The organism is Pedobacter sp. AK013, assembly GCF_014205835.1.
GTDB lineage: Bacteria > Bacteroidota > Bacteroidia > Sphingobacteriales > Sphingobacteriaceae > Pedobacter.
On the sequence record NZ_JACHCQ010000002.1, the window covers coordinates 160,451 to 186,096 of the forward strand.

Below are 25,646 nucleotides of genomic sequence, written 5' to 3' on the forward strand. Positions count from 1 at the left end.
GTTTATCATTAGGGAAATTCAACCCATTAATAATAGCTTTTACCTTTGATCAAAAGATCTTGTTTTTCTGCATTGCAAACAGCGTAACTAAAACCTTGCTGAATGGCATAAGCGCCATATTCCCCTTTTTTGTTGATGGCTAAAAATCCTACCTGTATGTTTTTGGCAGTTTCAGGTTTCTTTTTAATAATACGCATTACCGCTTCTTTGCAGGCAGCTTCAGGTGTATAACCCTGGCGCATTAATTCTACTACCAAAAAAGAGCCAACATTTCTTACCACTTCTTCACCTACACCTGTTGAAGTTGCTCCACCAACTTCATTGTCTACATAAAGGCCGGCCCCTATAATCGGGCTATCACCAATACGGCCATGCAATTTATAGGCCATACCGCTGGTTGTACAAGCACCTGAAATATTTCCTTTAGCATCAATTGCGAGCATACCAATCGTATCGTGATTGTATTGGTTTCCAGGAAGTTTTTGTGGTGCAGCTTTCTGGTAGAGCTTATTTTCGATATTCATTACAGGCGCATATTTCGCCGTTTTCAACCATTCTTTCCAGGCTTTTTCGCTGGCAGGAGTAAGTAAGTTTTCTTTCTTAAAACCTTGTTCCAAAGCAAACTGCAGAGCACCATCGCCAGCTAACATTACATGCGGAGTTTTTTCCATCACTTTGCGCGCTACGGAGATAGGGTGTTTAATATGTTCAAGCGCTAAAACGGCGCCACAATTACCAAGTTCGTCCATAATGCAGGCATCGAGCGTAACGTGGCCATCACGATCTGGCAAACCGCCATACCCGACAGATTGGTTGTGCTCATCAGCTTCTGGTACCCAAACGCCCTGTTCAACAGCATCTAAGGCACGTCCACCGGTTGATAAAACCTTCCATGCATCAGCATTTGCTGCAATCCCAAAATCCCAGGTAGAAATAACAATCGGAAAATTTGCTGCTTTTGAATCTTTTTTAGGAAGCACTTCAGCTATGCTACTTTTATCGATGGCAAGCAGTCCGGCAGATAGGGCGGATGCTTTTATAAATTTACGGCGGTTAAACATTAGAGTTGTTTGGTTACTGGTTAATTGTTGAAATTGCTTAATTGTTAAATTGACCGATCCTGTTTGATCATTCTGGTTTGAGCATTGGTAATTTCTGAATCATTAATCGTTTTACTATTGTCTGAAAAATTGTGATTGATTATTTATTCTCAATCGTAAATCTGTCTGCATCCTTTAAAAACGGAAATTGCCTTCTTACTTTAACCAGTTCTTCGTAATTGATACTAAAGGTATATAAATCTTCGTCTTCTGGTTTATAATAAACGGTATTACCGTAAGGATCTAAACACATGGATAATCCACTGTGGTAAATCTGATTTCCATCATGTCCAACACGGTTTACAGCAATTACATAACTCTGGTTTTCAATTGCCCTGGCTGGGATTAATGCCTTCCAATGCGCCGATCGTTTATCTGGCCAGTTGGCAACCAGGAGTAAGATATCATATTCCTGATCTACATTGCGCAACCAAACCGGAAAGCGTAAATCGTAACAAATGGCTAATCTGATTTTCCATCCTTTAAGTTCTACAATAAGTTTTTCTTTACCAGGGCTAAAATGTTGATCTTCGTCGCCCATGCCAAACAGATGGCGTTTATCGTAATGCTGGTTTTTACCATCTGGTTCCATCCAGATCAAACGGTTAAAATATTGATTGTTTTCTTTTATAATGATACTTCCTGTAACTACGCAATTGTACTGATGCGCCATTTTTTGCATCCATTGCATCGTTTTTCCACCCATTTCTTCGGCTAAGGCTTCAGAACTCATACTAAAACCTGTGTTAAACATTTCGGGTAAAATAATAATGTCAGTCTTTTCCCTTACACCCATTGATAATCTAAGTGCCAGATTCAAAAGGTTTTTCTCAATGTTTTCCCAAAAAAGATAAGCCTGAAAAACGGTTACTTTCAGATTTTCTATTTGAGTGTAAACAGGTGCTTCCATTGTTTATAGGTTTAGTCTGGTTAAACTTTTTTTAATTTCTCGGCCGCTAAGGCAAGTGTAGCGTTTTCTTTTGCAAAGCAGAATCTGATAATTTTATGATCAGTTGCTTTTTGATAAAATGCCGAAACCGGAATGGCGGCTACTCCAAATTCCCTGATTAACCGCATGCTAAAATCGGTGTCTTTTTCATCGCTAATGCTGCTATAGCTTACACATTGAAAATACGAACCATTACAGGGCAAAAGCTTAAAACGGCTTTCGGTCAGGAGACTTCTAAAATAATCTCTTTTCTGTTGAAAGAAACTGCCTATTTCAGTATAGTTTCTGGGTTCTTTAATATAATCGGCAATAGCTTGCTGCATGGGACTATTAACGCTGAAAACATTAAATTGGTGTACCTTTCTAAATTCTTTGGTTAATTTCTCTGGTGCCAAACAGTAGCCTAGTTTCCAGCCCGTAGCATGCAAAAGTTTACCGAATGAGGCTACAATGAAACTTCTTTGTTTTAATTCTGGATAGAGCATTACACTTTGGTGCTTTTGTTCATCGTAAATTAAATGTTCATAAACTTCATCGCTCAAGATTAAAATATCTGTACCGGCGACGAGTTTAATAAGCGATTTCATGTCGTCTGATGATAAAATACTACCCGTTGGGTTCTGTGGTGTATTTAAGATGATCATTCTGGTTTTTACCGTAAATAACTTCTTAACCATATCCCAATCAATGGCGTAAATAGGCGGGGCAAGTTCGTAGGTTTTAACCAAGCCACCTAAAAGTTTAATTGTAGGTGCGTAACTATCGTAAGCTGGTTCGAAAATAATCACTTCATCGCCTGCATTGATAATGGCGGCCAATGCTGTAAAAATGGCTTGCGTTCCACCTGCTGTAACCGTAATTTCTGTTTCAGGATTATACTTTATGTTATATAGTTTTTCTACTTTCTCTGCAATGGTTTCTTTTAAAAAAGTAGAACCAGGCATTGGTGCATATTGATTAAAACCATCTTGCATGGCTTTATTTACCAATTGAACTAGTTTTGGATCGCAGGCATAGTCAGGAAATCCCTGAGAAAGATTAATAGCATTGTGTTCTGCTGCAAGTTTACTCATCACCGAAAAAATGGTGGTACTTACGCCAGGTAGTTTAGATTGTATATTAAGCATCTTATAAGCGAAAATAGGAAAAAAAAGCTTAAAGCGTAAAACCTATACCAAAAGCCCCCGTTACCTGATCGGACGATTGCAATCAAAAACTTTTCAGGATCATTTAAACCCTGAGGTTAAACCAACGTCAATAACCACATTAAATGGAGAAGCATGAGCTGATTTTAGGTTCACGAATGTTGTATTATTTCAAATATATTTCGTCTTATTTAAAATTATTCCAGATAAAGCCTTTTCTTTGCATTTAAAATCTCAATTATCCATTAAATATGAAGTTTAAACACTTAAGTGCAGCTTTTTTACTGGTAATAAGTGCATCAGCATTTGTTAGCCCAAAAAAAACTTTAAGAACGTTTGTTTCCAATTACGAAAATGTATTGGGTACATCATTAGAATTAAAATTTAAAACCAGCAGCCAGGCCGACGCAGATTTAGCAGAAGCGCGTGCATTAAATGAAATGGATAGGCTTGATGATATTTTAAGTGCTTATAAAGCTAACAGCGAGTTTAATAAATGGATGAGCAATGGTAAACAAACTACCAAAATTTCATCAGAATTATTTGAGGTTTTAAAGCAGTTTGAAAATTATAAAACATTAACTAATGGCGCGCTTGATGCCTCAGCTAAAGTAATAGGCGATGTTTGGAAAAAAGCAGCTGCTGAAGATCATTTACCATCAACTGCAGCATTAGAGCATGCAGTTACATTGGTTAAACAAAAACATTATATACTGAATGAACAGGATGGGACAGTTACCCGTTTAGATGATACGCCATTAGCATTAAATTCTTTTGCAAAAAGTTATATCATTAATAAAGCTGCAGAGAAAGCTGTTCAAAGTGCCGGTATTGAAAACGTGGTCGTGAATATTGGTGGTGATATGGTAATTAAAGGAAATCAGCCAGAAGTTATCGAAATAGCAAACCCTAAAGCTGATGCTGAAAACGATGTTGCACTAACAACAATCAAAGTATCTAATATGGCCGTGGCAACCAGTGGTAATTACCGCAGAGGTTTTAGTGTAAATGGAAAATGGTATTCGCACATTGTTGATCCACGTACCGGAAAGCCTGCTTCAGAAATAATTAGTGCAACAGTTATTGGTCCTGATGCCAGTGAAACAGGTGCTTTAGCTACTTCTTTTAATGTACTTTCTATTGCCGAAATCGAGGCATTGACAAAGACTAGAAATGACATTGCATACTTGTTAATCACTAAAGATGGCAAAGAAATTAGAAGTAAGGAATGGGCTAATTACGAGTTTGCTTTAAATAAGCCAGCTATTGGTTTAGAAAAAGCAAGCAAAGGTGATAAACTTTGGAATACTAAATATGAGTTGGTGGTAAATCTAGAAATTGCCAATATAGAATCTACAGATGGTAAACGTGTCCGTCGTCCGTTTGTGGCCGTATGGATCGAAGATGCCGCCAAAGCCCCTGTACGTAATCTGGCTATTTGGTATAACAAACCACGCTGGTTGCCAGATTTAAAATCGTGGAACCGTGCCAATGGCGATGAGTTTAAAAAAGGAGCTGAAGGTAAACTAAGCTCAACGAGTTCTGCAACACGTGGTCCAGGTAGATATAGCTTATCATGGGATGGAAAAGACGATAGTGGGAAATTGGTAAAAGCAGGTGTTTACACCGTTTTTATTGAAGTTGCCCGCGAACATGGAACTTACCAGGTGATTGCAAAAGAAATGAAATTTGCAGGCTCGGCACAAAAAATAGAATTAACACCAAATACAGAACTAACATCAGCATCTCTTGACTACAGAAAAATTGCAACCGCAAAAAAATAAAATAACGGTAGCACCTAGCGGCCTCGGAAAAAAGCAGGTAAAAAAAGATAGCGGAAAAGGTAAGGGTAAAAAGCGTTTAGCTGGTTTATCACGTTGGCTGCACATTTATCTATCGATGGTCAGTTTTACAATCCTGCTATTCTTTGCAGTATCAGGTTTAACCTTAAATCATGCAGATTGGTTTACTTCAGGCAAGGAAGTGGTTAAGAAAGATTCTGGATCAGTAAACTTAAAATGGGTAAACCAGCCTGATACCAACAAGATCAACAAATTGCAAATTGTTGAGTTTTTTAGGAATAAACATGAGGTTAAAGGCGCACTGAGCGATTTTAGGATAGATGACAGGGAACTAAGTTTAACCTTTAATGGACCTGGTTACCTGGCCGATTCTTTTATAGACCGTGAAACCGGCAAATATGAATTAACCATAACCCGGTTTGGCGCGGTAGCCGTGATTAATGATTTACATAAGGGCAGAGATTCTGGTAAGGTTTGGTCGTGGATTATTGATATTTCTGCGATATTAATGACGTTGGTATCTATCTCCGGAATTATCTTAATCTGTTTTATTAAAAAGAAACGATTAAGCGGCTTTATCATTGCAGCTGTGGGTACAATTGTTTGCTATTTGATTTATAAGTTATTTGTACCGTAAGTTAACCACAAAGGCACTAAGGGCATTGAGATTATCAATTTAGTACTTAGTGTCTTTGTGATAAAATATTAATGCGCTGCAACTGCAGCATCAGACGATGCCTCCACTTCGGTTGTGATAAATCTTCTGCCGATTAACAAACAACATAAAGCAATAAACGTAGCAACCGTCATTACCAAAGGCATAGGTACAACCGAGTGTTCGCTAAATAAGCTCACCATCACCGAAGCCAAAGCACCTAACCCCATTTGCAAGGCACCCATTAAGGCTGATGCACTACCGGCATTTTTAGAAAATGGTGCGAGCGATAAGGCAGCAGCATTAGGATTAATTAAGCCTAAACAAGCCAGAAACAGTGCAATAAAACCTATTGTAGAATATAAATTTAACCAGTTATTTAAAGCAAAAATCAAAAATATTAAACTGAAAATACATTGCGCAATAAGCGCATAGGTTACAATATTTTTGCTGGTAAACCATTTTAATATCAGACTATTTACCTGACTTGAACCAATAAAAGATACCGATAAAAGCGCGAAAATCCAGCCATACCCAGTTTTGCTTACTTCGTATATTTTCATAAATACCGTAGGCGATGAAGATACATAAGCAAATAAACCTGAAAAGGTAATTGAGCTGATTAAGGCATAAGTGTAAAATTGAGGTTCTTTTAAAACGGTAAAGAAATTGGTTACAATCGGTTTAGGTTTTAAAGAGTAATTCGGATCTGGTTTGTAACTTTCCGGTAATTTGAAAATTGAAGCCAGGAGCATTAAAATAGCCATCAATCCTAAAAATACAAAAACATATTTCCAACCTAATGCCGATATTAAATAACCACCTGCAGTGGGGGCGAGCATAGGCGAAACAGCAATTACCAGCATTAAGGAAGCAAATACTTTCGGGCTTTCTTCTACAGAAAACAGATCTCGTACCATTGCAACCGAGGCTACTGCTGTGGCACAGCTTCCAATGGCTTGTACAAAACGTAAAACAATCAGCTGGTTAACATCCGTTACGGCCAAACACAAAAATGAGGAAAGGATATAAAGTGCCAAACCAAAATATAACGGTTTCTTTCTTCCAAATTTATCCAATAGGGGGGCATATAATAACTGACCAGCAGAAATCCCGATGAAAAAGCTCGAAAGTGAAAGAGCTACAGTAGATTCATTACTTTTTAAATCTTTTGCGATATCAACAAAACCAGGCAGGTACATGTCGATAGAGAAAGGGCCAAGAGCAGCTAATGAACCTAAAATGAGTATGAGATAGAAATGTTTTTTAGCCATGAAAGATTACCAGATTTTGATAGGGCAAAGATTGGGAGATTTAAGTTGTTAACCTATTTTTATGGTCGAACGATTGTAAAAATCATTTTTTTATTGCTAAGTCATAGGGGCACTTGTGTATTCTTTGTATGATATATGTTAAAAATATGGTGATCGCTATGCTAAATCTGCTATTTATTTATAGATTTATAGTCTATGACTTTTAAGACAAAAGAAAGCCGTTTACTACTCGTACTGGGTAGCTTTTTTGTGGCAAATGCTATACTATCTGAGTTTATTGGAGTTAAATTGTTCAGTGTTGAAGAAACGATAGGTTTTAAGAAGTTTGATATAAATTTACTAGGTGTTCCGCATCTATCCTTTGTGATGTCGGCAGGGGTATTAACCTGGCCAATCATTTTCATTATGACGGATATTATAAATGAATATTTTGGGGTTAAACAGGTCCGGTTCCTATCCATTCTTACTGCCATATTAATTTCATTTGCCTTTTTTGTAGCTTGGGGATCTATGCGTTTAACGGCTGCCGATTTCTGGGTACATCAAAATATAAACGGAGAAGACCTCAATATGAATAATGCATTTGCAGGAATATTCGGGCAGGGGATGTGGATCATTGTAGGATCAATTACCGCCTTTATAATCGGACAGATGGTTGATGTAATGATATTCCACAGAATAAAAAAAATAACAGGAGAGCGGGCACTTTGGTTGCGTGCAACGGGTTCTACTTTGATCTCTCAGTTTATCGACAGTTTTGTGGTGATTTTTATCGCATTTTATATAAATCCTCAATATCATTATAGTTGGCAGCAGGTTTTTGCAATCGGCTTGGTAGGGTATACATATAAATTTATTGTGGCCATATTAATGACGCCGATCTTATATATCGTACATGCCATAATTGATGGTTATTTAGGAAAAGATCTCGCTCATAAGCTAATTAAAATGGCTGGTAGGGGATAAATATTTAAACAACCAAAATAATCCGATTTATGAGAAACATCCTAATGCTATTGGCAGTACTTTCGTTATTTTCTTGTGCGAATAAAGATGAAAACAAAAAGGATCCAGATCTTGATATTCAGGGTACATGGCAGTTATTATCAGCTACAACCATAGAAAATGGAGCCAGCCAGACAACCGATTATTCTGGCGAGCTAAAAATGATCAAGATGTTTAATCATACACATTTTGCATTCTTAAAACATAGCCTTAATCCTAAAGATACCAGCAGTTTTGATGCTGGTGGAGGAAGTTATATGTTGGATAAAGATGATTACACCGAGCATTTAGAATACTATAAAAACAAAGATTGGGAAGGTAAAAGTTTTAAGTTTAAACTCGCTATCCATAAAGATACTTTGATTCAGAAAGGCATTGAGAAGGTAGAAAAAGCAGGGGTAGACCGGGTGATTATCGAAAAATACATTAAGGTAAAATAATTAACGCAAAAGGCCGGACTCGCTCCGGCCTTTGTGCTTAACAACAAAACAAATAAAAAAATTAACCTTAAAAATAAATTATAGGCTTGCCAATTCTGCGGCAAAAACATTTTCACTCAATTGCTCTTGTTTGTATATCTGTCTGCCTGTGTAAGCCACAAAAACAGATTCATCCAAAAGCAAGTCGCGGTTTTTAATTAAACTTTCCAGCTTAACAGTACCAACCACATATTTATAACTGCTTGCAGCATAGCGCTCGCTGATGTTATCAAATTCCAATAGGGTAATCAGATCTTCATCGGCATAACGCAGATAAATTTCTAACAGAATATCTTCAGTATGTTTTACACCGTTTTCTGAATGGTATTTTTTGTATTCATAACGGTAATCGTAACGCAAGGCGGCAATATCTGAAAGTACAGCGGCACCAGTAGGATGACCACCCGCACCTTTACCATAAAAAAACTGCTTATCAGCAAAAGCCGCTTGAACCGCAACTGCATTATACTCGTTTTCTACGTTATAGAGAAAATCGTCTTTAGCTACCAGTTTAGGCAGTACATAAGTTACAATATCTTTTGTATTTACCTTACGTGCAGTAGGAACCAACTTAATTTTAAAGTTTTTCTCTCGCGCATATTTAATGTCGTGGTTAGAAAGATTCTGTATACCAATGTTTAAAATGGCATTAGGATTTACGAATAAGCCATAAGCATGTGCGGTAGCAATAGCTAGTTTATATTTTGGATCGTAACCGCCCACGTCTAAAATCGGATCAGTTTCTGCAAAACCTAAATCCTGTGCTTCTTTTAATGCCGAATCGTAACCTTGGTTCTCGTTAAATATTTTCGATAAAATATAATTAGACGAGCCATTAAAAATTCCACTTAAAGCATGGAATAATTCATTGTCGTAGTATTCTTCTAAGTTACGTATAATTGGAATACTGCCACAAACAGCTCCTTCATACAATAAAGAAGTGCCATGCTCTTGTTGTAAATCTACCAGCTCTTTCAAGTGCGTAGCGATCATTTTTTTATTGGCCGATACTACGTTTTTACCATTTTTTAATGCCGTAGTAACAATTTCGTAAGCGGCATCTGCATCATTAATTAATTCTACAATCGTATTGATCTCTGTATTGTTCAGTATTTCGTTCCGATCAGTGGTAAACAGATCCTTATTAAGAGTACGCTTCTTTCTTGGGTCTTTTATTGCGATTTTAATGATCTCCAGATTTAGGTTCTGGCTTTGGATAATATCCAATAAACCTTGCCCTACAACTCCGAAGCCAAATAAACCGATTTTTAAATTCTTACTCATTATTTTAAACTTGATTGCACAGATAAACGGATTATACCGATATAGCTGTTCTTATTTTGTGATTTGTTTTAAATTTTATTCTGGTATCCGGTTTTTCACCTTCAACCTTTACACCCTTTACTTTATGCCTCTCTAAGCGGTATGCTGCAACTTGATAATCTTTTTATTACGGCTTTCCTTAATAAAGTTTCCGATTATGTTGGTCAAAGCATCTGTTTCGATTAAAAATCCATCATGTCCATAATCTGAATGCAATGCACTGAATTCTGCTCCAGGGATATGATCGGCCAGGAATTTTTGTTCTGAAAGTGGAAACAATACATCATTTTCTATTCCGATTACCAATGTATTGGCAGTAATTAGCTTTAACGCATCAGCAATACTTTTGCGGTTACGGCCCACATTATGGCTGTCCATTGCTTTAGTTAAATAATAATAACTATAAGCATTAAAGCGATTGATCAGTTTTTCTCCCTGATAATTCTGATAAGAAGACGACCTGAAATTGTCAGTCTTATCATTTACACTTTCTACCTGTGTATTGCCATAGGCGCTGTAGGTTCTATAACTTAAAAGCGCAATACTACGGGCTGTTTTTAAACCTTTGCTGCCCCCGTTCGGTTGGTTGGCATAAAAAGTTCTATCGGTGGTAATGGCCATACGCTGACTTTCGTTAAAGGCAATTCCCCATGGAGAATGTGCTGCATTAGTTGCAATCAAGATCAGGTTTTCAATTTTACTCGGTTCCGAAATACTCCACTCAACAGCCTGTTGCCCACCCAAAGAACCTCCGATTAATAATTTAATATAATCAATACCTAAGTACGATGCTAATAACTGGTGAGCCGATACTAAATCGCGGATGGTAAACTGTGGAAACGAAAGGTAATAAGGTAAGCCCGTTACCGGATTGATACTTAATGGGTTTGTACTGCCATAATGCGAACCTAAAACATTGGCACAAACGATATAATGTTCTTCCGGATTGAATAAAGCATTTTGGCCGAACAAACCTTCCCACCATTCAAAAACATCAGCGTTGGCAGTAAGTGCATGGCAAACCCATATCACATTATCTTTATTTGCGTTTAATTTGCCATAAGTTTGGTAAGCAATTTGCAGGTTGCGGATCTTCTTTCCGCTCTCTAATTTAAACTGTTTGTTATAACTATATGTTGACGCAAAATTCCCCGAAGAGGATTTTACATTGTCGTTTTTACTGTTGTGCATCTTGTAATGTTGTTGTTAAAAAGCCTTAAAGGATTTTGGGTTTAGGCTTGTAAAGTCTCTACTGGAACTGTAGCGTTAATGTTTGCAAACGCCTGTTCGAAATCTGCTTTAATATCATCAATATGTTCAATACCTACTGATACCCTTAACGCATTTGGTTTTACACCTGCTGCCAATTGTTCTGTTTCGCTTAATTGTTGGTGTGTAGTTGCCGACGGCTGGATAATCAAAGTTTTCGCATCGCCCACGTTGGCCAGGTGCGATACCAGTTTTAAGTTATCAATTACCTGTGTTGCGTTTTCTTTGCTTCCGGCCAACTCAAAAGATAAAACTGCACCAAAACCATTACTTAAATATTTCTTCGCAAGATTATTGTATTTGCTGCTTGCTAATCCCGGATATTGCACTTCCTTAACCAATGGATGGTTTTCTAACCAGGTTGCTAATTCTAATGCATTATCTACATGACGCTGAACGCGGAGTGATAAAGTTTCTAATCCTTGTAATAAAAGAAAAGAATTGAAAGGCGATAGGGCAGGTCCAAGATCTCTTAATCCTTCTACACGGGCACGGATGATAAACTGAATGTTGCCAAATGGCCCACCGATACCAAAAACATCACTAAAAACCAAACCATGATAACCTTCAGAAGGCTCAGAGAATTGAGGAAATTTGCCATTGCCCCAATTGTAGTTTCCGCCATCAACTATTACCCCACCAATGCTTGTTCCGTGACCGCCAATCCATTTCGTTGCAGATTCTACAACAATGTTGGCGCCATGTTCTAAGGGCTTAAATAAATAACCTCCGGCACCAAAAGTATTGTCGACTATTAAAGGTAGATCGTATTTTTTTGCAATGGCAGCAATTTTTTCGAAATCGGGAATGCTAAACGCCGGATTTCCGATGGTTTCGAGATAAATGGCTTTGGTTTTATCGGTAATTTTAGCTTCAAATTCTTCAGGTACGTCTGGATTTGCAAAATCGACATGTATACCCAAACGTTTAAAAGCTACTTTAAATTGGTTGTAAGTTCCACCATAAATGTGAGATGAAGAAACAATGCTGTCGCCAGCTTCTAGAATATTATTTAAGGCTATAAATTGGGCTGCTTGACCTGATGCGACTGCTAAAGCCGCAACACCACCTTCTAAAGCCGCAATACGTTTTTCGAAAACATCCTGGGTTGGATTCATGATCCTGGTGTAGATATTACCAAATTCTTTTAAGGCAAATAAATTCGCGCCATGCTCAGCATTTTTAAAACCATAAGAAGTGGTTTGGTAAATGGGAACAGCTCTTGAACCTGTTGTTGGGTCTATTTCCTGGCCAGCGTGTAATTGTAAAGTTTCAAATTTATATGATGTTGACATAGTATCTGTTTTTTAATTGTTGAGTGAGTAAATGCATTAAGATTTTGGGCAATCGTAAAATGTGACAAGGCGTATCCCGATTTTTCGGGACCTTCCAGTTTGAAAGAAACAAAAAAGGAAGATTTTTAAATTACAGTATGCAACAGCACATACAGGCAATCGAGCGCATATCACAACAAATAACAGAGATAGAAGCTCGTTCTAGCTTATTAAGGTTTGATTTGGGTTCGCCCAGCGATTGAAGATTTAATGTTTTCATCAGTTCTAATTTATATCTCCAAATAACACCATGTTATCCGGTCAGGAATTGGCACCTTCTCTTTCTGAGGGTTGCCAGTGGGTCATCGAGCCAGTCTCTCGCCACTTCTTTATAAATCAACCTGTGAAGATTGACTTTTATTTAGCTTTCTGCCAAATAATATTTCAAATGTCTGAATTAAATTTTAATTGACAAAATAAAATTTCGAATTTAATATAACATGCTGAAAATGAGTGATGTTTTTTTATATCGGTATGGCAAACTAAAACTTTTAATATAAAATTAACGCTTAAAATTCTAAGTTTGTGTTACCTATCTAAATTTAATCATGATGAAAAAAATAAAAGTTTTAGGTTTAGGCCTGCTATTAACTGCAATGTGTTTAAGCAATGCAAACGCCCAATTTGGTGGTTTAAAAGACAAATTACTAAAAGTTGGCACAGCCCAGGGTGCTAAAGCTTTAGGGGTAGACAAGTTTTTAAAACAACCTGCGGCCATTACTACCAGCTTTGAGGATGTAAACAGAGAAGGTGAGCAGCTACCAGATTTTACAAATACACTTAAATTAAAGGCTCAGCCCTTATACCTTTTGCCTAAAAATCCTGACGGTGGCTTTGTACTCTGTGAAGGCCTGTACGAAATGACCAATAAAAGCTACTGCCTAAAAGCCGGAACTTTTGCACCATCAAAAGGCGATGGATATATGTTTGCCCCAGTTTTAGGGCCAAAAGAAGAAATTGTGGTTTCTATACTTAAAAGCGCAGAAAAACATCCTGATGTTGAACAACATGATATTCAAGCGTTATTGTGGACCATTATTGCCAGAACAAAATTTGCCGATTTTAACGGACAGGTTAAACTTACTGCCGTAAAATTATTAACCCCAAAACAACTTACACAATTAGAGGGAGGTGCTTTAGGTGTTTTACCTTTTGATGTAATGGAAAAAGCCAAAGACCAATTACCTGCAGGCGTAAAGGCCGTTTTTGAAGCAGAAAACAATATTCGCCAACTGGTAGCTTCTGGAAATTATACTTATGCCGACTTGGAAAAGTATGCTATTATAGCAGGCATGGCTCCTCCAAGAAGCGATGTGCCAAGCGGTATCTGGACCAAACACCCTGATGGCTACTATGTGCGTTATTTTCCATCAGGTTATTCCATTACCAAAGTACAGGTATATGTGCCAAAAGAATTATTGGCAAATGGAGCTAGGCTCGTTTATGATGCAGCAGGAGATATTGCCTGTCCAGCCAATACAGGATCGCAACGTTTAGCGCAGACTAATGAACCTTTAGAAGCAAATTACGCGTTGAAACTGACTACAGTTTGTAATCCTAAATAGGTTTAAAAATAATATTCGTCATTGCAATGAGGAACGACGAAGCAATCTTAAAGCGCACGCTAGTAACGATCGTTGTAAGACTGCTTCGTCGGCTGAAAAAGCCTTCTCGCAATGACGATTTTTTAACTCAACGCCTGCGCCAAATCGGCGATAATATCTTCTACGTGCTCCAATCCAACAGAAATACGAAGTAAATTTTTAGGTGTTTTACTATCAGGGCCTTCTACCGAATAACGATGCTCAATCAGACTCTCTACACCACCTAAACTAGTGGCCTGAGCAAATAACTGAACTTTATTTACCACTTTACGTGCAGCTTCAACATCTCCTTTAACCAGAAATGACATCATTCCGCCAAAATCTTTCATCTGTTTTTTTGCAATGTTGTGCTGTGGATGATTTTCCAACCCTGGATAAAAAACGGCTTCAACACTCTGGTGTCTGCTTAAATAGTCGGCTATGATTTTTCCATTTTCACAATGGCCTTTCATACGGTAGGCCAGGGTTTTAATACTTCTGGTTAACAGAAAACAATCGAATGGCGAAGGAACCGCTCCACCTGTTTGCTGGATATTTTTGATTTTTTCCCACAGCTCATCTTTTTTCGCAGTTACTAAAATTCCGCCTAGCACATCGCTATGGCCACCAAGGTATTTAGTGCTGCTATGCATTACAATATCAGCGCCTAATAAAATCGGATTTTGTAAAATAGGAGAAGCAAAGGTGCTGTCGCAAGCTAATGTGATGTTTTTGGCTTTAGCTATTTTAGCTATTTCCTCAATATCCGTTACCTTTAACAAGGGGTTTGATGGCGTTTCAATCCAAATTAATTTGGTATTGGGCTTAATGCTCGATTGTATTAGATTTAAATCCGTCTGGTCGATAAAATCAAACTCCAAACTATCGTTAAAAATAGTAAGAAGCTGTTTTTTAATACCCCAATACATATCATCAGGTGCAATAATGTGGCTGCCAGGTTTCAAGGCCTGAAATAAAACCATACCACAGGTGTTGCCGGAAGAAAAAGCAGCTGCATCTTCGCCATATTCTAATTTGGCCACAGTGTTTTCTAAAGCAGACCGGTTTGGATTGCTTACCCTGCTATACATATGCCCTCCAGGATAACCGCCGTCCTCATCGCGAAAAAAAGTTGTTGATAGATTAATAGGCGGGGTAACATCGCCAGTAGTGCTTTTTACAAGATTAGAAGCGTGAATAGCAAGGGTTTCGGGTTTCATGATAATTGATATTGATCGGATTGATATGAGGATGCAATTTAATAATTTGGCGCTAATTTAAGGTTCGTAATGGTTTTGGCAAGATTTATGTAACAAGTTTGACGAAATTTAAATTAAACAAAAATGAAAAGATTATTTATAGCTATCGCAATAGCATGTTCTACTTTAGTAATGTTACAAAGTTGTAACACGGCAAAAAGAGTAACTGCAGGTGTAACAGGTAGCAGAGGTACAGTTGTTCGCGACTGGGTAGTAAGTAATGTAGCTTTAGAAGGTTTACCTGATGGTGCTGTGCAAGGCTTATTTGGCGAAAAATCTTACAAATGTTTCCAGGGAAGTACATGGCACTTAACCAACAGCAGCAATGGTTCTTATACTTTACCGGCATCAAGCGCTTGTGGTTCTGTAATGCAGACTATTTTCTGGTCGGCTGCACCTAAAGACCAAACTTTCCAATTCAAAAAAATCTTTGAAGGCGATAAAGCGAAAAACGTAACAGAAGGTTATCGTTTGATATTAACTGACCTTTCCAGTACACAAATGATCTTGAAATCGCCAATCGAATTTGGAGGCAGAACTGCAAACATCACATTAACTTTTGTACCTGCAGCAAGATAATATTTACATTGAAAAACATATCCCAAAGCACTTCTGAAAAGAGGTGCTTTTTTTGTTATTGGACATATTTGCCACGGAAACACAGATTTACACGGGTTTAGCATTTACTTTCTATGCACAGCCTAAAGCAGTTATTTGTTTTAGCCACAGATCATTCAGGGATAAATTATTTTGTTTTAGCAACATAAAGGTGTTTTTTCTGTGCCTTCCATGTTTCCGTGGCTGGTATTATTATGCTTAAGTGAGTTTTTAATACGATACTCAATCAATATCTGTGTTTATCCGTGTTCATCTGTGGTTAATTATTACAATTGACATCCAAAAATCGAGGTTTGTTACAAGAAAATGATTTTCAAATCGGCTCATTATTGTATTTTTGTTCAAAATAAATCAGGAATGAATACAACTGAGCAAGTTGAAAAAATATTAGCTGATACCAACTTATCAACTGAATTACAAAACATAGCACACAAAGTCCTTCACAGAGAACGGATTACCTTTGATGAAGGTGTTTACCTGTACGAACATGCAGAACTGGGTTATCTTGGTGTGCTGGCCAATTTTATCCGCGAACAGAAACACGGAGATAAAACTTATTTCAACCGGAATTTCCATTTAGAACCAACCAATCTTTGTGTTTACGACTGCAAATTCTGTTCGTACTCCCGTTTAATCAAACAAAAAGAAGAAGGCTGGGCCTTAACAATGGAGCAAATGCTTGATATTGTTAAAAAATACGATAACGAACCTGTAACTGAAGTGCATATTGTGGGGGGCGTACTTCCACAATACGATGTGGCATTTTATTCAGCGTTGTTTACAGCCATTAAACAACACCGTCCAGATCTTCATGTAAAGGCATTAACACCTGTAGAGTACCACTATATTTTCAAAAAAGCTAAAATTGATTACGCAACAGGTATGCGCTTAATGAAAGAAGCTGGATTAGAATCGATACCGGGTGGTGGTGCAGAAATTTTTCATCCTGAAATCAGAGAGCAGATTGCAAAAGATAAATGCACTGGTCAGCAATGGTTAGATATACATGAAGAGTGGCATAAATTGGGTATGCGTAGTAATGCCACTATGCTTTACGGTCATATTGAAAAATATTGGCACCGGGTAGATCACATGGAAAAGCTCCGCGAACTGCAAGACCGCACAGGTGGTTTCCAAACCTTTATTCCTTTAAAATTCAGAAATCAGCATAACCAGATGAGCAATGTGCCTGAATCATCAGTAATTGAAGATTTAAGAAATTATGCCATTGCCCGTATTTACATGGATAACTTCGATCATATTAAAGCCTATTGGGCAATGATCAGTCGTGAAACAGCTCAGCTATCGTTAAATTATGGTGTTGATGATATTGATGGAACTTTAGATGACACCACTAAAATTTACTCCATGGCCGGTGCCGAAGAGCAAACACCAGCAATGAGCACAAAAGAGTTGGTTAACCTGATCAAACAAGTGGGCAGAAAAGCAATAGAACGCGATACGTTATATAACGTGGTTACAGATTTCGAAAATGTTGTTTTCGAAGAGGAAAAGAAACCTCAATATTATAAGCTACCAGTAGTGAATTAATAATTGAATGACGAAATGATAGAATGAGCGAGTGCTTATGATAATGGATGTTAGATTTGCATTCACTCATTCAAAACTTACGCATTCAATAATTTGATAGATGAAAGAAATATACATCATACGCCACGGCGAAACGGAACTTAACAGACAAGGCATAGTACAGGGCAGAGGTATAAATTCTGACTTAAATGATTTAGGCAGGGCACAGGCAGAGGCTTTTTATCAAAAATACAAGGATATTCCCTTCGATAAAATTTACACTTCTGATTTAAAACGTACCTGGCAAACTGTCCAGAAGTTTATTGATTCAGGATTATCCTGGGAAAGGCTGTCTGGATTAGATGAGTTGGCCTGGGGTGTTTGGGAAGGAAAACCAAATACAGAAGATGCCCGCGATGCTTTCCGCGAGATGTTACAGAGCTGGGAGAATGGAGATTATACCGCTCATTTTGAGGGTGGCGAAAGTGTTCAGGATGTTTACGAACGTTTAAAACAACCCATGGAAGTTTTAATGACCCGACCTGAAGAAAAAACCGTTTTGCTTTGCATGCATGGAAGGGCGATGCGCGTTTTCTTGTGTTTATTGTTAGGCAAACCCCTTAGCGGAATGACTGAGTTTCCACACCAAAATACTGTGCTTTATAAAATGGGTTTCGATGACGGGAAATTTACTGTTCTCGAATTTAATAGTGCTGTTCATTTAGACGGAATAGTAATTGGATGATCCCAATATAACTCGTCATCCTGAACTTGTTTCAAGATAGATGCTGAAATAAATTCAGCATGACGATAATAATAAAAATAACATAACACCTTGAATAAGATAAAAATATCGGCTGTTGCCTATACCAATACCAAAGCTTTTATATACGGATTAGAACATTCGGACATAATAAATAAAATTGACCTAAGTTTAGATATTCCTTCAGATTGTGCGGCCAAAGTAATTAATGGTCAGGCTGATATTGGTTTAATGCCAGTAGCAGCTATTCCCTTGGTTCCCAATGCGAATATTGTGGCCGATTATTGTATTGGAAGTGATGGAGGGGTAAATTCCGTGTTTATTTTTAGCGATGTTCCTGCGGCGGAGATTAAAACCGTAAGATTGGATGCTCATTCCCGCACATCAAATAACTTAGCCAAAGTATTGCTTAAGTTCCATTGGAAGAAGGAAGTGGAGTTTACTACTGATCCAAATGCAAAAACTGATGCTTTTGTTTTAATCGGCGATAGAACCTTTGGTAAAAAAGAAGACTTTGCTTACGCTTACGATATGGGACAAGAGTGGAAAAACTTTACCGGATTACCCTTTATGTATGCTGCCTGGGTGGCCAACAAAGAAATCTCACAAGAATTTAAAGATGAATTTAATGCCGCTTTAAAATTTGGTTTAGCACATAGAAAAGAAGTTTTACAGGGATTACCTGAGGTACCGAATTTCGACTTGGAAGATTACCTCTACCACAAACTTCAATTTGATGTTACCGATGACAGAAAGAAAGCTTTAAAGCTGTTTTTGGGATATATAGAAGAACTGGAAAAAGTTAGTTTATAACAAAAAGCAATCTATTTAAGATTGCTTTTTGTATCGTCATGCTGAACTTGTTTCAGCATCTTAATTGCCATTTAATTCTTTTGCGTATTTAATTGAGTCTATAAAAAAGATATTAATATTTTACTTTTGTAGGTCTTATAAGCATGTCTTTTTTTGCAATCATCACAAGCACAGTCGTCTGCAGGATGTACATAGTGACAACCCTTTGCACAACCATCTGGATATCTATTGTATAGCATAGTTATTTCCCATTGATTTGGTACCGACGTTCTCCAATCCACATCTTTTTTATTAAATGATTTATTCTTCAAGAGATTCAAATTTACTGAATCTATATCTTAATACGCTTTCATCTTTCCTGCCACTTTTTCGAGTGTACTTTTTAATTTGGTAAGTGCACCGGTAATGGCCAAATCGTAGGTATTACCCAGATTGGTAACGGCTATAGGGTCCTTTCCCGTAATTCTGGCCTCCAATAAACATCTTTTATCATCTAAACCATCTTTACTGCCATTTTCATCAGAAAGATGAACTTCTAAGCGCGTAACTAAATCGCTGTATCTGCTTAAACCTTCATTTAATTGAGTTTGGATTTTTTCGTCGTATTCCTGGTGTATCGTTAAATTTTTGTCGGTATTCAATTGGATCGTCATAATTAAAAAATTAGGTTAAATTATATTAATATTAACATATAAGAAGGTGAATTGTTTCTAAAGGTTAACTGGTTAATCGTATTAATGGGTTAACTGTATAGGTACCCAGATCTATTATGCAATTGGGTTAAAACAGACCCTTGTACCTAAACCTGGTAGGAGCGAACACGAGTGTAACGAAGTAAATCGGATAACAGGACTTGATAACCCTAAATGCGCAGCACCCTTCATTTCCAAATCATGGTTAACTGCTTGTAAAGCGATTATTGTTTATTGATCATTGATTCTTAATTTTTAGGTCAATTATTTAAACCATATAAATTGGTTAACTGTGATATCCCTGCGATGAACCCATTAAACAAACTAACAATCTTTCAACTTTTCAACAAAACAGTTGTAAAATGTTTATTCGTGTTATCTTTATGGCTTTTGTAAATTAATTTCAGTTTTGGCTAAAGACACAAATAAAGAAACCCCGTTAATGCAGCAATACAACGCGATTAAAGCGAAGTATCCGGGCGCACTTTTACTATTTAGAGTTGGCGATTTTTATGAAACCTTTGGCGAAGATGCCATTAAAACGGCACAGATTTTAGGCATAGTACTAACCAGAAGAGGAACTGGCCCTAATGGCGGTGCTTTAGAACTGGCTGGTTTTCCGCATCACTCGTTAGATAATTATTTGTCTAAACTGGTGAGGGCAGGGCAACGCGTAGCCATTTGCGATCAGCTGGAAGACCCTAAAACAACCAAAACCATTGTTAAGCGAGGTGTAACAGAGTTAGTTACGCCCGGTGTAGCTTACGGTGATAATATTATAAACCAAAAATCGAACAATTTCCTTGCCTGTGTTTTCTTTGATAAAACACAACTGGGCGTTTCATTTTTAGATATATCGACGGGTGAATTTCTAATTGCTCAGGGCAATAGCGATTATATTGACAAACTTTTACAAGGCTTTAAGCCAACAGAGGTTATTTTTCAGAAATCTAAAAGGCAGGCATTTACCGAAAACTTTGGTGATCGTTTTTACACTTTTGGTTTAGATGAATGGCCTTTTACAACGGATTTTGGGAACGAAACCCTGATGAAACACTTTGAGGTTTCTTCGTTAAAAGGTTTTGGTATAGAGCGTTTGCAGAGCGGAATTGTTGCTGCTGGTGTTATTTTACATTATCTGGGCGAAACCGAGCACCGGAATCTACAACACATCACTTCGATTAGCCGTATTGAGGAAGACCGCTATATGTGGCTAGACCGTTTCACCATTCGCAACCTCGAATTAGTGAATTCGCCAAACGACAATGCGGTAACCTTGTTCGATATCCTCGATCATACCTGTACCCCAATGGGTGCACGTTTGTTGCAGAAGTGGATCATTATGCCATTAAAAGAATTGAAGCCAATCGAGGAGCGACTTGGAATGGTGGAGTATTTTGTAAAACATGAGGAACTACAGGGCGAATTTCTAAGTAACATTAAACAGATTGGTGATTTAGAACGTTTAATTTCTAAAGTAGGCTTGCAACGTGTTGGTCCAAGAGAATTGGTAGCACTTAAACGGGCACTTTACCATATTGAAGCTGTTAAAAAGCTGGCTGCCGATTCTAAAAACCCATTCCTGATTAAAATAGCCGATCAGTTAAATCCGTGTTTAGCTATCCGCGAAAGAATTGAAAGGGAACTACAGGCCGATCCTCCAGCTTTATTGGTTAAAGGAAATGTAATTGCTGACGGAATTGACGAAGATTTAGACCGTTTACGTAAAATTGCTTTTGGTGGTAAGGACTACCTGGTGCAGATACAGAAACGCGAAGCTGAAGCAACGGGAATTCCATCGTTAAAAATTGCTTTCAACAATGTTTTTGGTTATTATTTAGAGGTTACCCATACCCATAAAGATAAAGTACCAGAAGGATGGATACGTAAACAAACGCTGGTAAATGCCGAACGCTACATTACACCTGAACTTAAAGAATATGAAGACCAGATTTTAGGTGCGGAAGAGAAAATACAGGCTATTGAAATCCGTTTGTATAACGAACTGATGTACGAAACAGCCAGTTATATTAAACCAATCCAGCTCGATTCGTTTTTAATTGCACAGCTCGATTGTTTATTGTGTTTCTCACAGTTAGCCGCTAAAAACCATTACAACAAACCTAAAGTTACCGAAAATAAGGTGCTTGATATTAAAGGTGGCCGTCACCCGGTAATTGAAAAGCAGTTGCCTGTTGGCACAGAATACATTACCAATGATGTATACCTGGATACAGAAAGCCAGCAGATTATTATGATTACCGGCCCCAACATGGCGGGTAAGTCGGCCATTTTAAGGCAAACCGCGCTTATTGTATTAATGGCTCAAATGGGGTCTTTTGTTCCGGCAAAAGATGCAGAGGTGGGTATTGTAGATAAGATTTTTACCCGCGTAGGGGCATCTGACAATATTTCTTCGGGCGAAAGTACATTTATGGTCGAAATGAATGAAACCGCAAGCATCCTGAACAATATTTCGGACGATAGTTTGATCTTACTCGATGAGATTGGCCGCGGAACGAGTACCTACGACGGTATTTCAATCGCCTGGGCAATTGCCGAATTTTTACATCAGCACCCAACAGCTAGACCAAAAACCTTATTCGCTACACACTACCATGAGTTAAACGAGCTGGCCAATACCATGCCGCGCATTAAAAACTTTAATGTTTCGGTAAAAGAAATGACCAATAAGGTAATCTTTTTACGCAAACTTGTACCTGGTGGTAGTGAACATAGTTTTGGGATACACGTGGCGAAAATGGCCGGGATGCCCACAAAATTAATTGGCCGTGCTAACGAGATATTGAAAAAACTGGAAATAGACCGTACAGAAGGCCAAAGCATAAAAGATAGCATTAAAAAAGTACAGAATCAGGCTTATCAGTTACAGATGTTCGCTATTGATGATCCTGTTCTGGTGAAAATCCGCGATACACTGAATAATTTAGATGTAAATGCATTAACGCCCGTAGAAGCCTTGTTAAAACTAGATGAAATACAAAGATTGATTAAGAATTAGGAAAGATTAGAAGTTTAGGGCGGAAGGTTTAAGGGCAAAATACCATTAATCTCTAATACATTAATATTACATTTATGCAGCTTACTATAAATCTTACACCCTATACCTTTCACCTCAAAAAGAATATATTCTTTTTAATTGCAATCATATTCTTCCTTTCGTCATGCGGTACGCGAAAGTATACGGTTAAAAATGATACGAAAGCTTCTAAAGCAGCAGATGCAATGGCAAATTTACGAAACAAATCGCTCTATCGTTTCATTACCGACTGGACAGGTGTAAAATATCGTTTTGGAGGTTTAGATAAAAGCGGCATTGATTGTTCTGGTTTTGCTTTTTTACTGGAGAAAGAAATTTATGGGGTTACACTTCCGCGTATTTCACGCGAGCAGGCCAATGTGGTGAAACGTAAAAATATCGATAACTTGAAAGAAGGAGATTTAGTGTTTTTCTCTTTTGGCGGCAATGATGTAGATCATGTAGGTGTATACCTCAACAATGGTTTTTTCGTGCATGCAAGCACTACCAGAGGCGTAATTGTTGATGATTTAACTTTGCCTGCCTATCAGCGTGTATTGGTTAAATCGGGCTCGGTGAATTAAATCCAATCGTTATTTCGGACGGTCAATTTCTAAGAGAATATTATAGGCGGTTCGTCATTCCCAACTTGATTGGGAATCTTAAAGCTTCTTGCATTACGATTCCCGCCTGCGCGGGAATGACGAGCGTTTTAAAACAAACTTTATCATTTTTTGTTATTCATTTATGCGTATATTTTCCATAATCTGCTTATCTTTAATTGCTTATTGCGCTACGGCGCAGGTAAGGTTGCTCAAATTGGATGAGTTGGATAAACGCATTGCGAATGGAAAAGATACAACTTATGTAATCAATTTCTGGGCAACCTGGTGTTCGCCTTGTGTGGCCGAGTTGCCGAATTTCGAGAAATTACGTTTAGCCAATTTAAAAAAACCGGTTAAGGTGCTTTTGGTGAGCCTGGATTTTAAATCAAAATTGCAAAAGGAAGTAATTCCATTTGTACAACAAAATAAAGTTAACGCTGAGGTATTTCTTTTAAACGAACCCGATCAGCAACAGTACATTGAACGGATAGATAAAAAATGGTCGGGCGCTATTCCTGCTACATTATTTGTAAACAAGAAAGCCCGACGTTTTTATGAAAAAGAATTTACGGAAACTGAACTGAAAAACACTTTGTTAAACTTAAAATAGATCGTAATGAAAAGATTGATTTTAATGGCTTTTATGCTGATCTCAGGGGTCGCATTTGCACAGACTGAAGGTTATAAAGTGGGCGATGTAGTAAAAGATTTCTCACTTAAAAACGTAAACAACAAAATGGTTGCGCTGGCCGATTATAAGGATGCAAAGGGATATATTGTAGTTTTTACCTGTAATACTTGCCCTGTGGCAAAAGCTTATCAGGCGCGTATTTCGGCTTTAAACGCCGCTTACGCTGCAAAAGGTTATCCGGTAATCGCGATTAATCCAAACGACGCAGAAGCCGTCCCTGACGAAAGTTTTCAAAAAATGCAGGCACTTGCTTCAGAAAAGAAATTCAATTTTCCTTATCTATTAGATCCCGATCATATCGTAACCAAACAATTTGGTGCGACCAAAACACCACACGTATTTGTACTGAACAAAACCGATAAAGGAAATGTGGTTGAGTACATTGGTGCGATAGATAACGATCCCGAAGAGGCAAACACTACAAAAGTAGAATATGTTAAAAATGCAATCAATGAATTATCAACAGGCAAAAAGCCTGCAATTGCATCAACTAAAGCCGTTGGCTGTAGTATAAAATGGAAAAAAGCTAAATATAACTTAGCCACCATTGCCGATGAGTTTGCTTATATTGCTTAAACCAGCTGCACGGAAGATACAAAGAGGCTACAACACAAAACCATATTAAATACACTATTGGTAAACTAAAGCCAAAGGCGGCTGGTCTAAATAAAAATGGTACCTGCACAATTTCTTTGCTGCTATAACCTGTAGCAAAAAATGCCAATACCAGGAGGGTATGCAACAGGTAAAAGTGTATTACATAATAAAAGAAAGGTACAGCGCCATACACCGAAGTTATCCTGGTAAACCGGTTATTCAGGTTTTCGGCGAAAGCTAAGAATAGCAGCGCCGGACCTAAAGTCATTGCGGTATATTGTAAAGACGGCGGATATTTGTTTACATTAAAAAAGGAAAGTAGATTCTTAAAGAAATCGTGGTATTCTTTTCTCGGAACTGGATCGCCATATATATTAATCAGCCTTAAGGAGAAAAACACAAATATAGTGAGCAAGCCTACAATTAGTAAATTACGCTGCCGGCGGTCGGCAGCATAACCTTTTTTGTACCATACGCCAATTCCATAACCCACAAACATTACGCCCGTCCACGGGAGGATGGCATAAAATACGCCAATGAGGTGATTGGCCGAAAGGGGTACAACAGTTCCGGATGCCGTGAAAAATATTTTTAACATCAAACCTTCGGCGCCTGTTGGAGCAGGGAATAAGTTGAAAAGATTATGCCCAAAAACCAATATCAGGCCGATTATAAGCACGGTTTTATGCGAAAAGCGGCTGGTCAATGCCAAAAATATCATACTGGTGCCAATAGCCCAGATCACCTGAAGAATAATAAAATTATAGAATGGATTAAAGGTTAATCCGAATGTGATTACCACAACTTCAATCAGGATTAACCACAACCCGCGCTTTAATAAAAATAAGCTCGCCTGGGCCGCTGTTTTGTGCTGTGCTGATAAATAGGCTGATAATCCTGATAGGAAAACAAAAATTGGTGCACAGAAATGCGTAATCCAACGGGTAAAAAATAATATTCCTGTAGTGGTGTCCGGATTTAACGGATCTCCGGTCATGGCCCCAATATGGAAAAAATCTCTCGTATGATCGAGCGCCATAATGATCATCACTAATCCGCGGAGTATATCAATAGATAAAATCCGTTTAGATAAGGTAGCGTTATCAGCATCCATAAGCTT

The 25,646-nt window shown here is 37.8% G+C and carries 23 protein-coding genes and 1 riboswitch; of the genes, 13 read left to right on the plus strand and 10 right to left on the minus strand.

Annotation, left to right across the window (positions count from 1 at the left end):
* Positions 1 to 26 precede the first annotated feature (26 nt).
* The 3 genes from HDC90_RS01995 to HDC90_RS02005 form a co-directional block, all read right to left on the minus strand.
* Positions 27 to 1,061: a N(4)-(beta-N-acetylglucosaminyl)-L-asparaginase gene (locus HDC90_RS01995; RefSeq protein WP_184463341.1), complete on the minus strand. Its 1,035-nt coding sequence runs from the start codon at positions 1,059 to 1,061 to the stop codon at positions 27 to 29.
* A 139-nt stretch (positions 1,062 to 1,200) separates the two neighbouring features.
* Positions 1,201 to 2,010, minus strand: a complete 810-nt coding sequence (locus HDC90_RS02000; protein WP_184463343.1) for an amidohydrolase — start codon at positions 2,008 to 2,010, stop codon at positions 1,201 to 1,203.
* A 20-nt stretch (positions 2,011 to 2,030) separates the two neighbouring features.
* A complete protein-coding gene (locus HDC90_RS02005; RefSeq protein ID WP_184463345.1) occupies positions 2,031 to 3,176 on the minus strand; it encodes a methionine aminotransferase in 1,146 nt (381 codons plus the stop codon).
* A gap of 269 nt (positions 3,177 to 3,445) precedes the next feature.
* On the opposite strand from HDC90_RS02005, the gene HDC90_RS02010 reads away from it, so the two are divergent.
* Both HDC90_RS02010 and HDC90_RS02015 read left to right on the plus strand, forming a co-directional pair.
* On the plus strand, positions 3,446 to 4,978 hold the full coding sequence (locus tag HDC90_RS02010) for a DUF2271 domain-containing protein (RefSeq protein WP_184463347.1): 1,533 nt from the start codon (positions 3,446 to 3,448) through the stop codon (positions 4,976 to 4,978).
* Complete coding sequence (locus HDC90_RS02015) at positions 4,944 to 5,633, plus strand: PepSY-associated TM helix domain-containing protein (protein WP_221451774.1); 690 nt, start codon at positions 4,944 to 4,946, stop codon at positions 5,631 to 5,633. The genes HDC90_RS02010 and HDC90_RS02015 overlap by 35 nt, the downstream gene beginning before the upstream one ends.
* Before the next feature lie 68 nt (positions 5,634 to 5,701).
* Here HDC90_RS02015 and HDC90_RS02020 read toward each other — a convergent pair whose 3' ends face one another.
* Complete coding sequence (locus HDC90_RS02020; RefSeq protein ID WP_184463350.1) at positions 5,702 to 6,925, minus strand: multidrug effflux MFS transporter; 1,224 nt, start codon at positions 6,923 to 6,925, stop codon at positions 5,702 to 5,704.
* A 195-nt stretch (positions 6,926 to 7,120) separates the two neighbouring features.
* Between HDC90_RS02020 and HDC90_RS02025 the strand changes: the two genes are divergently transcribed.
* Positions 7,121 to 7,891, plus strand: a complete 771-nt coding sequence (locus HDC90_RS02025) for a queuosine precursor transporter (RefSeq protein ID WP_184463352.1) — start codon at positions 7,121 to 7,123, stop codon at positions 7,889 to 7,891.
* A gap of 29 nt (positions 7,892 to 7,920) precedes the next feature.
* Complete coding sequence (locus HDC90_RS02030) at positions 7,921 to 8,370, plus strand: hypothetical protein (RefSeq protein WP_184463354.1); 450 nt, start codon at positions 7,921 to 7,923, stop codon at positions 8,368 to 8,370.
* 78 nt (positions 8,371 to 8,448) lie between these two features.
* Here the strand turns inward: HDC90_RS02030 and HDC90_RS02035 are convergent, their stop codons facing one another.
* From HDC90_RS02035 to HDC90_RS02045, 3 genes are all read right to left on the minus strand, one after another.
* Positions 8,449 to 9,693, minus strand: a complete 1,245-nt coding sequence (locus HDC90_RS02035) for a homoserine dehydrogenase (RefSeq protein WP_184463356.1) — start codon at positions 9,691 to 9,693, stop codon at positions 8,449 to 8,451.
* A gap of 132 nt (positions 9,694 to 9,825) precedes the next feature.
* Complete coding sequence (gene metX / locus HDC90_RS02040; protein WP_184463358.1) at positions 9,826 to 10,923, minus strand: homoserine O-acetyltransferase; 1,098 nt, start codon at positions 10,921 to 10,923, stop codon at positions 9,826 to 9,828.
* 41 nt (positions 10,924 to 10,964) lie between these two features.
* Positions 10,965 to 12,296: an O-acetylhomoserine aminocarboxypropyltransferase/cysteine synthase family protein gene (locus HDC90_RS02045; RefSeq protein ID WP_184463360.1), complete on the minus strand. Its 1,332-nt coding sequence runs from the start codon at positions 12,294 to 12,296 to the stop codon at positions 10,965 to 10,967.
* 266 nt (positions 12,297 to 12,562) lie between these two features.
* A riboswitch (SAM riboswitch) is annotated at positions 12,563 to 12,673 on the minus strand.
* Between the two features lie 213 nt (positions 12,674 to 12,886).
* Here HDC90_RS02045 and HDC90_RS02050 point away from each other — a divergent pair.
* Positions 12,887 to 13,900, plus strand: coding sequence for a hypothetical protein (locus HDC90_RS02050; RefSeq protein WP_184463362.1), 1,014 nt, complete (start codon positions 12,887 to 12,889; stop codon positions 13,898 to 13,900).
* A gap of 122 nt (positions 13,901 to 14,022) precedes the next feature.
* Here HDC90_RS02050 and HDC90_RS02055 read toward each other — a convergent pair whose 3' ends face one another.
* On the minus strand, positions 14,023 to 15,138 hold the full coding sequence (locus HDC90_RS02055) for a PLP-dependent aspartate aminotransferase family protein (protein ID WP_184463364.1): 1,116 nt from the start codon (positions 15,136 to 15,138) through the stop codon (positions 14,023 to 14,025).
* A gap of 123 nt (positions 15,139 to 15,261) precedes the next feature.
* Here HDC90_RS02055 and HDC90_RS02060 point away from each other — a divergent pair, with 123 nt between their 5' ends.
* The 4 genes from HDC90_RS02060 (at position 15,262) to HDC90_RS02075 (ending at position 18,901) form a co-directional block, all read left to right on the plus strand.
* Complete coding sequence (locus tag HDC90_RS02060) at positions 15,262 to 15,756, plus strand: hypothetical protein (protein WP_255497446.1); 495 nt, start codon at positions 15,262 to 15,264, stop codon at positions 15,754 to 15,756.
* Between the two features lie 396 nt (positions 15,757 to 16,152).
* Positions 16,153 to 17,346, plus strand: a complete 1,194-nt coding sequence (mqnE, locus tag HDC90_RS02065; protein ID WP_184463366.1) for an aminofutalosine synthase MqnE — start codon at positions 16,153 to 16,155, stop codon at positions 17,344 to 17,346.
* A 100-nt stretch (positions 17,347 to 17,446) separates the two neighbouring features.
* Positions 17,447 to 18,070: a histidine phosphatase family protein gene (locus HDC90_RS02070; protein ID WP_184463368.1), complete on the plus strand. Its 624-nt coding sequence runs from the start codon at positions 17,447 to 17,449 to the stop codon at positions 18,068 to 18,070.
* 90 nt (positions 18,071 to 18,160) lie between these two features.
* Positions 18,161 to 18,901: a menaquinone biosynthetic enzyme MqnA/MqnD family protein gene (locus HDC90_RS02075; protein ID WP_184463370.1), complete on the plus strand. Its 741-nt coding sequence runs from the start codon at positions 18,161 to 18,163 to the stop codon at positions 18,899 to 18,901.
* A gap of 338 nt (positions 18,902 to 19,239) precedes the next feature.
* Here the strand turns inward: HDC90_RS02075 and HDC90_RS02080 are convergent, their stop codons facing one another.
* Positions 19,240 to 19,554, minus strand: a complete 315-nt coding sequence (locus HDC90_RS02080; protein WP_184463372.1) for an HPF/RaiA family ribosome-associated protein — start codon at positions 19,552 to 19,554, stop codon at positions 19,240 to 19,242.
* A gap of 448 nt (positions 19,555 to 20,002) precedes the next feature.
* Between HDC90_RS02080 and mutS the strand changes: the two genes are divergently transcribed.
* The 4 genes from mutS to HDC90_RS02100 all read left to right on the plus strand — a co-directional run bounded on the left by mutS (position 20,003) and on the right by HDC90_RS02100 (position 24,505).
* On the plus strand, positions 20,003 to 22,615 hold the full coding sequence (gene mutS / locus HDC90_RS02085; RefSeq protein ID WP_221451775.1) for a DNA mismatch repair protein MutS: 2,613 nt from the start codon (positions 20,003 to 20,005) through the stop codon (positions 22,613 to 22,615).
* Positions 22,616 to 22,689: 74 nt separating this feature from the next.
* Complete coding sequence (locus tag HDC90_RS02090; RefSeq protein ID WP_184463374.1) at positions 22,690 to 23,217, plus strand: C40 family peptidase; 528 nt, start codon at positions 22,690 to 22,692, stop codon at positions 23,215 to 23,217.
* A gap of 163 nt (positions 23,218 to 23,380) precedes the next feature.
* Complete coding sequence (locus HDC90_RS02095; RefSeq protein ID WP_184463376.1) at positions 23,381 to 23,848, plus strand: TlpA family protein disulfide reductase; 468 nt, start codon at positions 23,381 to 23,383, stop codon at positions 23,846 to 23,848.
* Positions 23,849 to 23,854: 6 nt separating this feature from the next.
* The gene (locus HDC90_RS02100) at positions 23,855 to 24,505 is read left to right on the plus strand and encodes a thioredoxin family protein (protein ID WP_184463378.1); all 651 of its coding nucleotides are present in this window, start codon (positions 23,855 to 23,857) and stop codon (positions 24,503 to 24,505) included.
* Here HDC90_RS02100 and HDC90_RS02105 read toward each other — a convergent pair.
* Positions 24,456 to 25,640 carry a DUF1624 domain-containing protein gene (locus tag HDC90_RS02105; protein ID WP_184463380.1) on the minus strand — a complete coding sequence of 395 codons (1,185 nt, stop codon included), beginning with the start codon at positions 25,638 to 25,640 and terminating at the stop codon, positions 24,456 to 24,458. The two genes, HDC90_RS02100 and HDC90_RS02105, sit on opposite strands and share 50 nt — an antisense overlap.
* Between the last annotated feature and the right edge of the window lie 6 nt (positions 25,641 to 25,646).

What these genes read in the sequence shown, in the direction of transcription:
- HDC90_RS01995 (WP_184463341.1), bottom strand. Translation starts at nt 1,061, where the DNA reads ATGTTTAACCGCCGTAAATTTATAAAAGCATCCGCCCTATCTGCCGGA.
- HDC90_RS02000 (WP_184463343.1), bottom strand. Translation starts at nt 2,010, where the DNA reads ATGGAAGCACCTGTTTACACTCAAATAGAAAATCTGAAAGTAACCGTT.
- HDC90_RS02005 (WP_184463345.1), bottom strand. Translation starts at nt 3,176, where the DNA reads ATGCTTAATATACAATCTAAACTACCTGGCGTAAGTACCACCATTTTT.
- HDC90_RS02010 (WP_184463347.1), top strand. Translation starts at nt 3,446, where the DNA reads ATGAAGTTTAAACACTTAAGTGCAGCTTTTTTACTGGTAATAAGTGCA.
- HDC90_RS02020 (WP_184463350.1), bottom strand. Translation starts at nt 6,925, where the DNA reads ATGGCTAAAAAACATTTCTATCTCATACTCATTTTAGGTTCATTAGCT.
- HDC90_RS02025 (WP_184463352.1), top strand. Translation starts at nt 7,121, where the DNA reads ATGACTTTTAAGACAAAAGAAAGCCGTTTACTACTCGTACTGGGTAGC.
- HDC90_RS02030 (WP_184463354.1), top strand. Translation starts at nt 7,921, where the DNA reads ATGAGAAACATCCTAATGCTATTGGCAGTACTTTCGTTATTTTCTTGT.
- HDC90_RS02035 (WP_184463356.1), bottom strand. Translation starts at nt 9,693, where the DNA reads ATGAGTAAGAATTTAAAAATCGGTTTATTTGGCTTCGGAGTTGTAGGG.
- metX (WP_184463358.1), bottom strand. Translation starts at nt 10,923, where the DNA reads ATGCACAACAGTAAAAACGACAATGTAAAATCCTCTTCGGGGAATTTT.
- HDC90_RS02045 (WP_184463360.1), bottom strand. Translation starts at nt 12,296, where the DNA reads ATGTCAACATCATATAAATTTGAAACTTTACAATTACACGCTGGCCAG.
- HDC90_RS02050 (WP_184463362.1), top strand. Translation starts at nt 12,887, where the DNA reads ATGAAAAAAATAAAAGTTTTAGGTTTAGGCCTGCTATTAACTGCAATG.
- HDC90_RS02055 (WP_184463364.1), bottom strand. Translation starts at nt 15,138, where the DNA reads ATGAAACCCGAAACCCTTGCTATTCACGCTTCTAATCTTGTAAAAAGC.
- HDC90_RS02060 (WP_255497446.1), top strand. Translation starts at nt 15,262, where the DNA reads ATGAAAAGATTATTTATAGCTATCGCAATAGCATGTTCTACTTTAGTA.
- mqnE (WP_184463366.1), top strand. Translation starts at nt 16,153, where the DNA reads ATGAATACAACTGAGCAAGTTGAAAAAATATTAGCTGATACCAACTTA.
- HDC90_RS02070 (WP_184463368.1), top strand. Translation starts at nt 17,447, where the DNA reads ATGAAAGAAATATACATCATACGCCACGGCGAAACGGAACTTAACAGA.
- HDC90_RS02080 (WP_184463372.1), bottom strand. Translation starts at nt 19,554, where the DNA reads ATGACGATCCAATTGAATACCGACAAAAATTTAACGATACACCAGGAA.
- HDC90_RS02090 (WP_184463374.1), top strand. Translation starts at nt 22,690, where the DNA reads ATGCAGCTTACTATAAATCTTACACCCTATACCTTTCACCTCAAAAAG.
- HDC90_RS02095 (WP_184463376.1), top strand. Translation starts at nt 23,381, where the DNA reads ATGCGTATATTTTCCATAATCTGCTTATCTTTAATTGCTTATTGCGCT.
- HDC90_RS02100 (WP_184463378.1), top strand. Translation starts at nt 23,855, where the DNA reads ATGAAAAGATTGATTTTAATGGCTTTTATGCTGATCTCAGGGGTCGCA.
- HDC90_RS02105 (WP_184463380.1), bottom strand. Translation starts at nt 25,640, where the DNA reads ATGGATGCTGATAACGCTACCTTATCTAAACGGATTTTATCTATTGAT.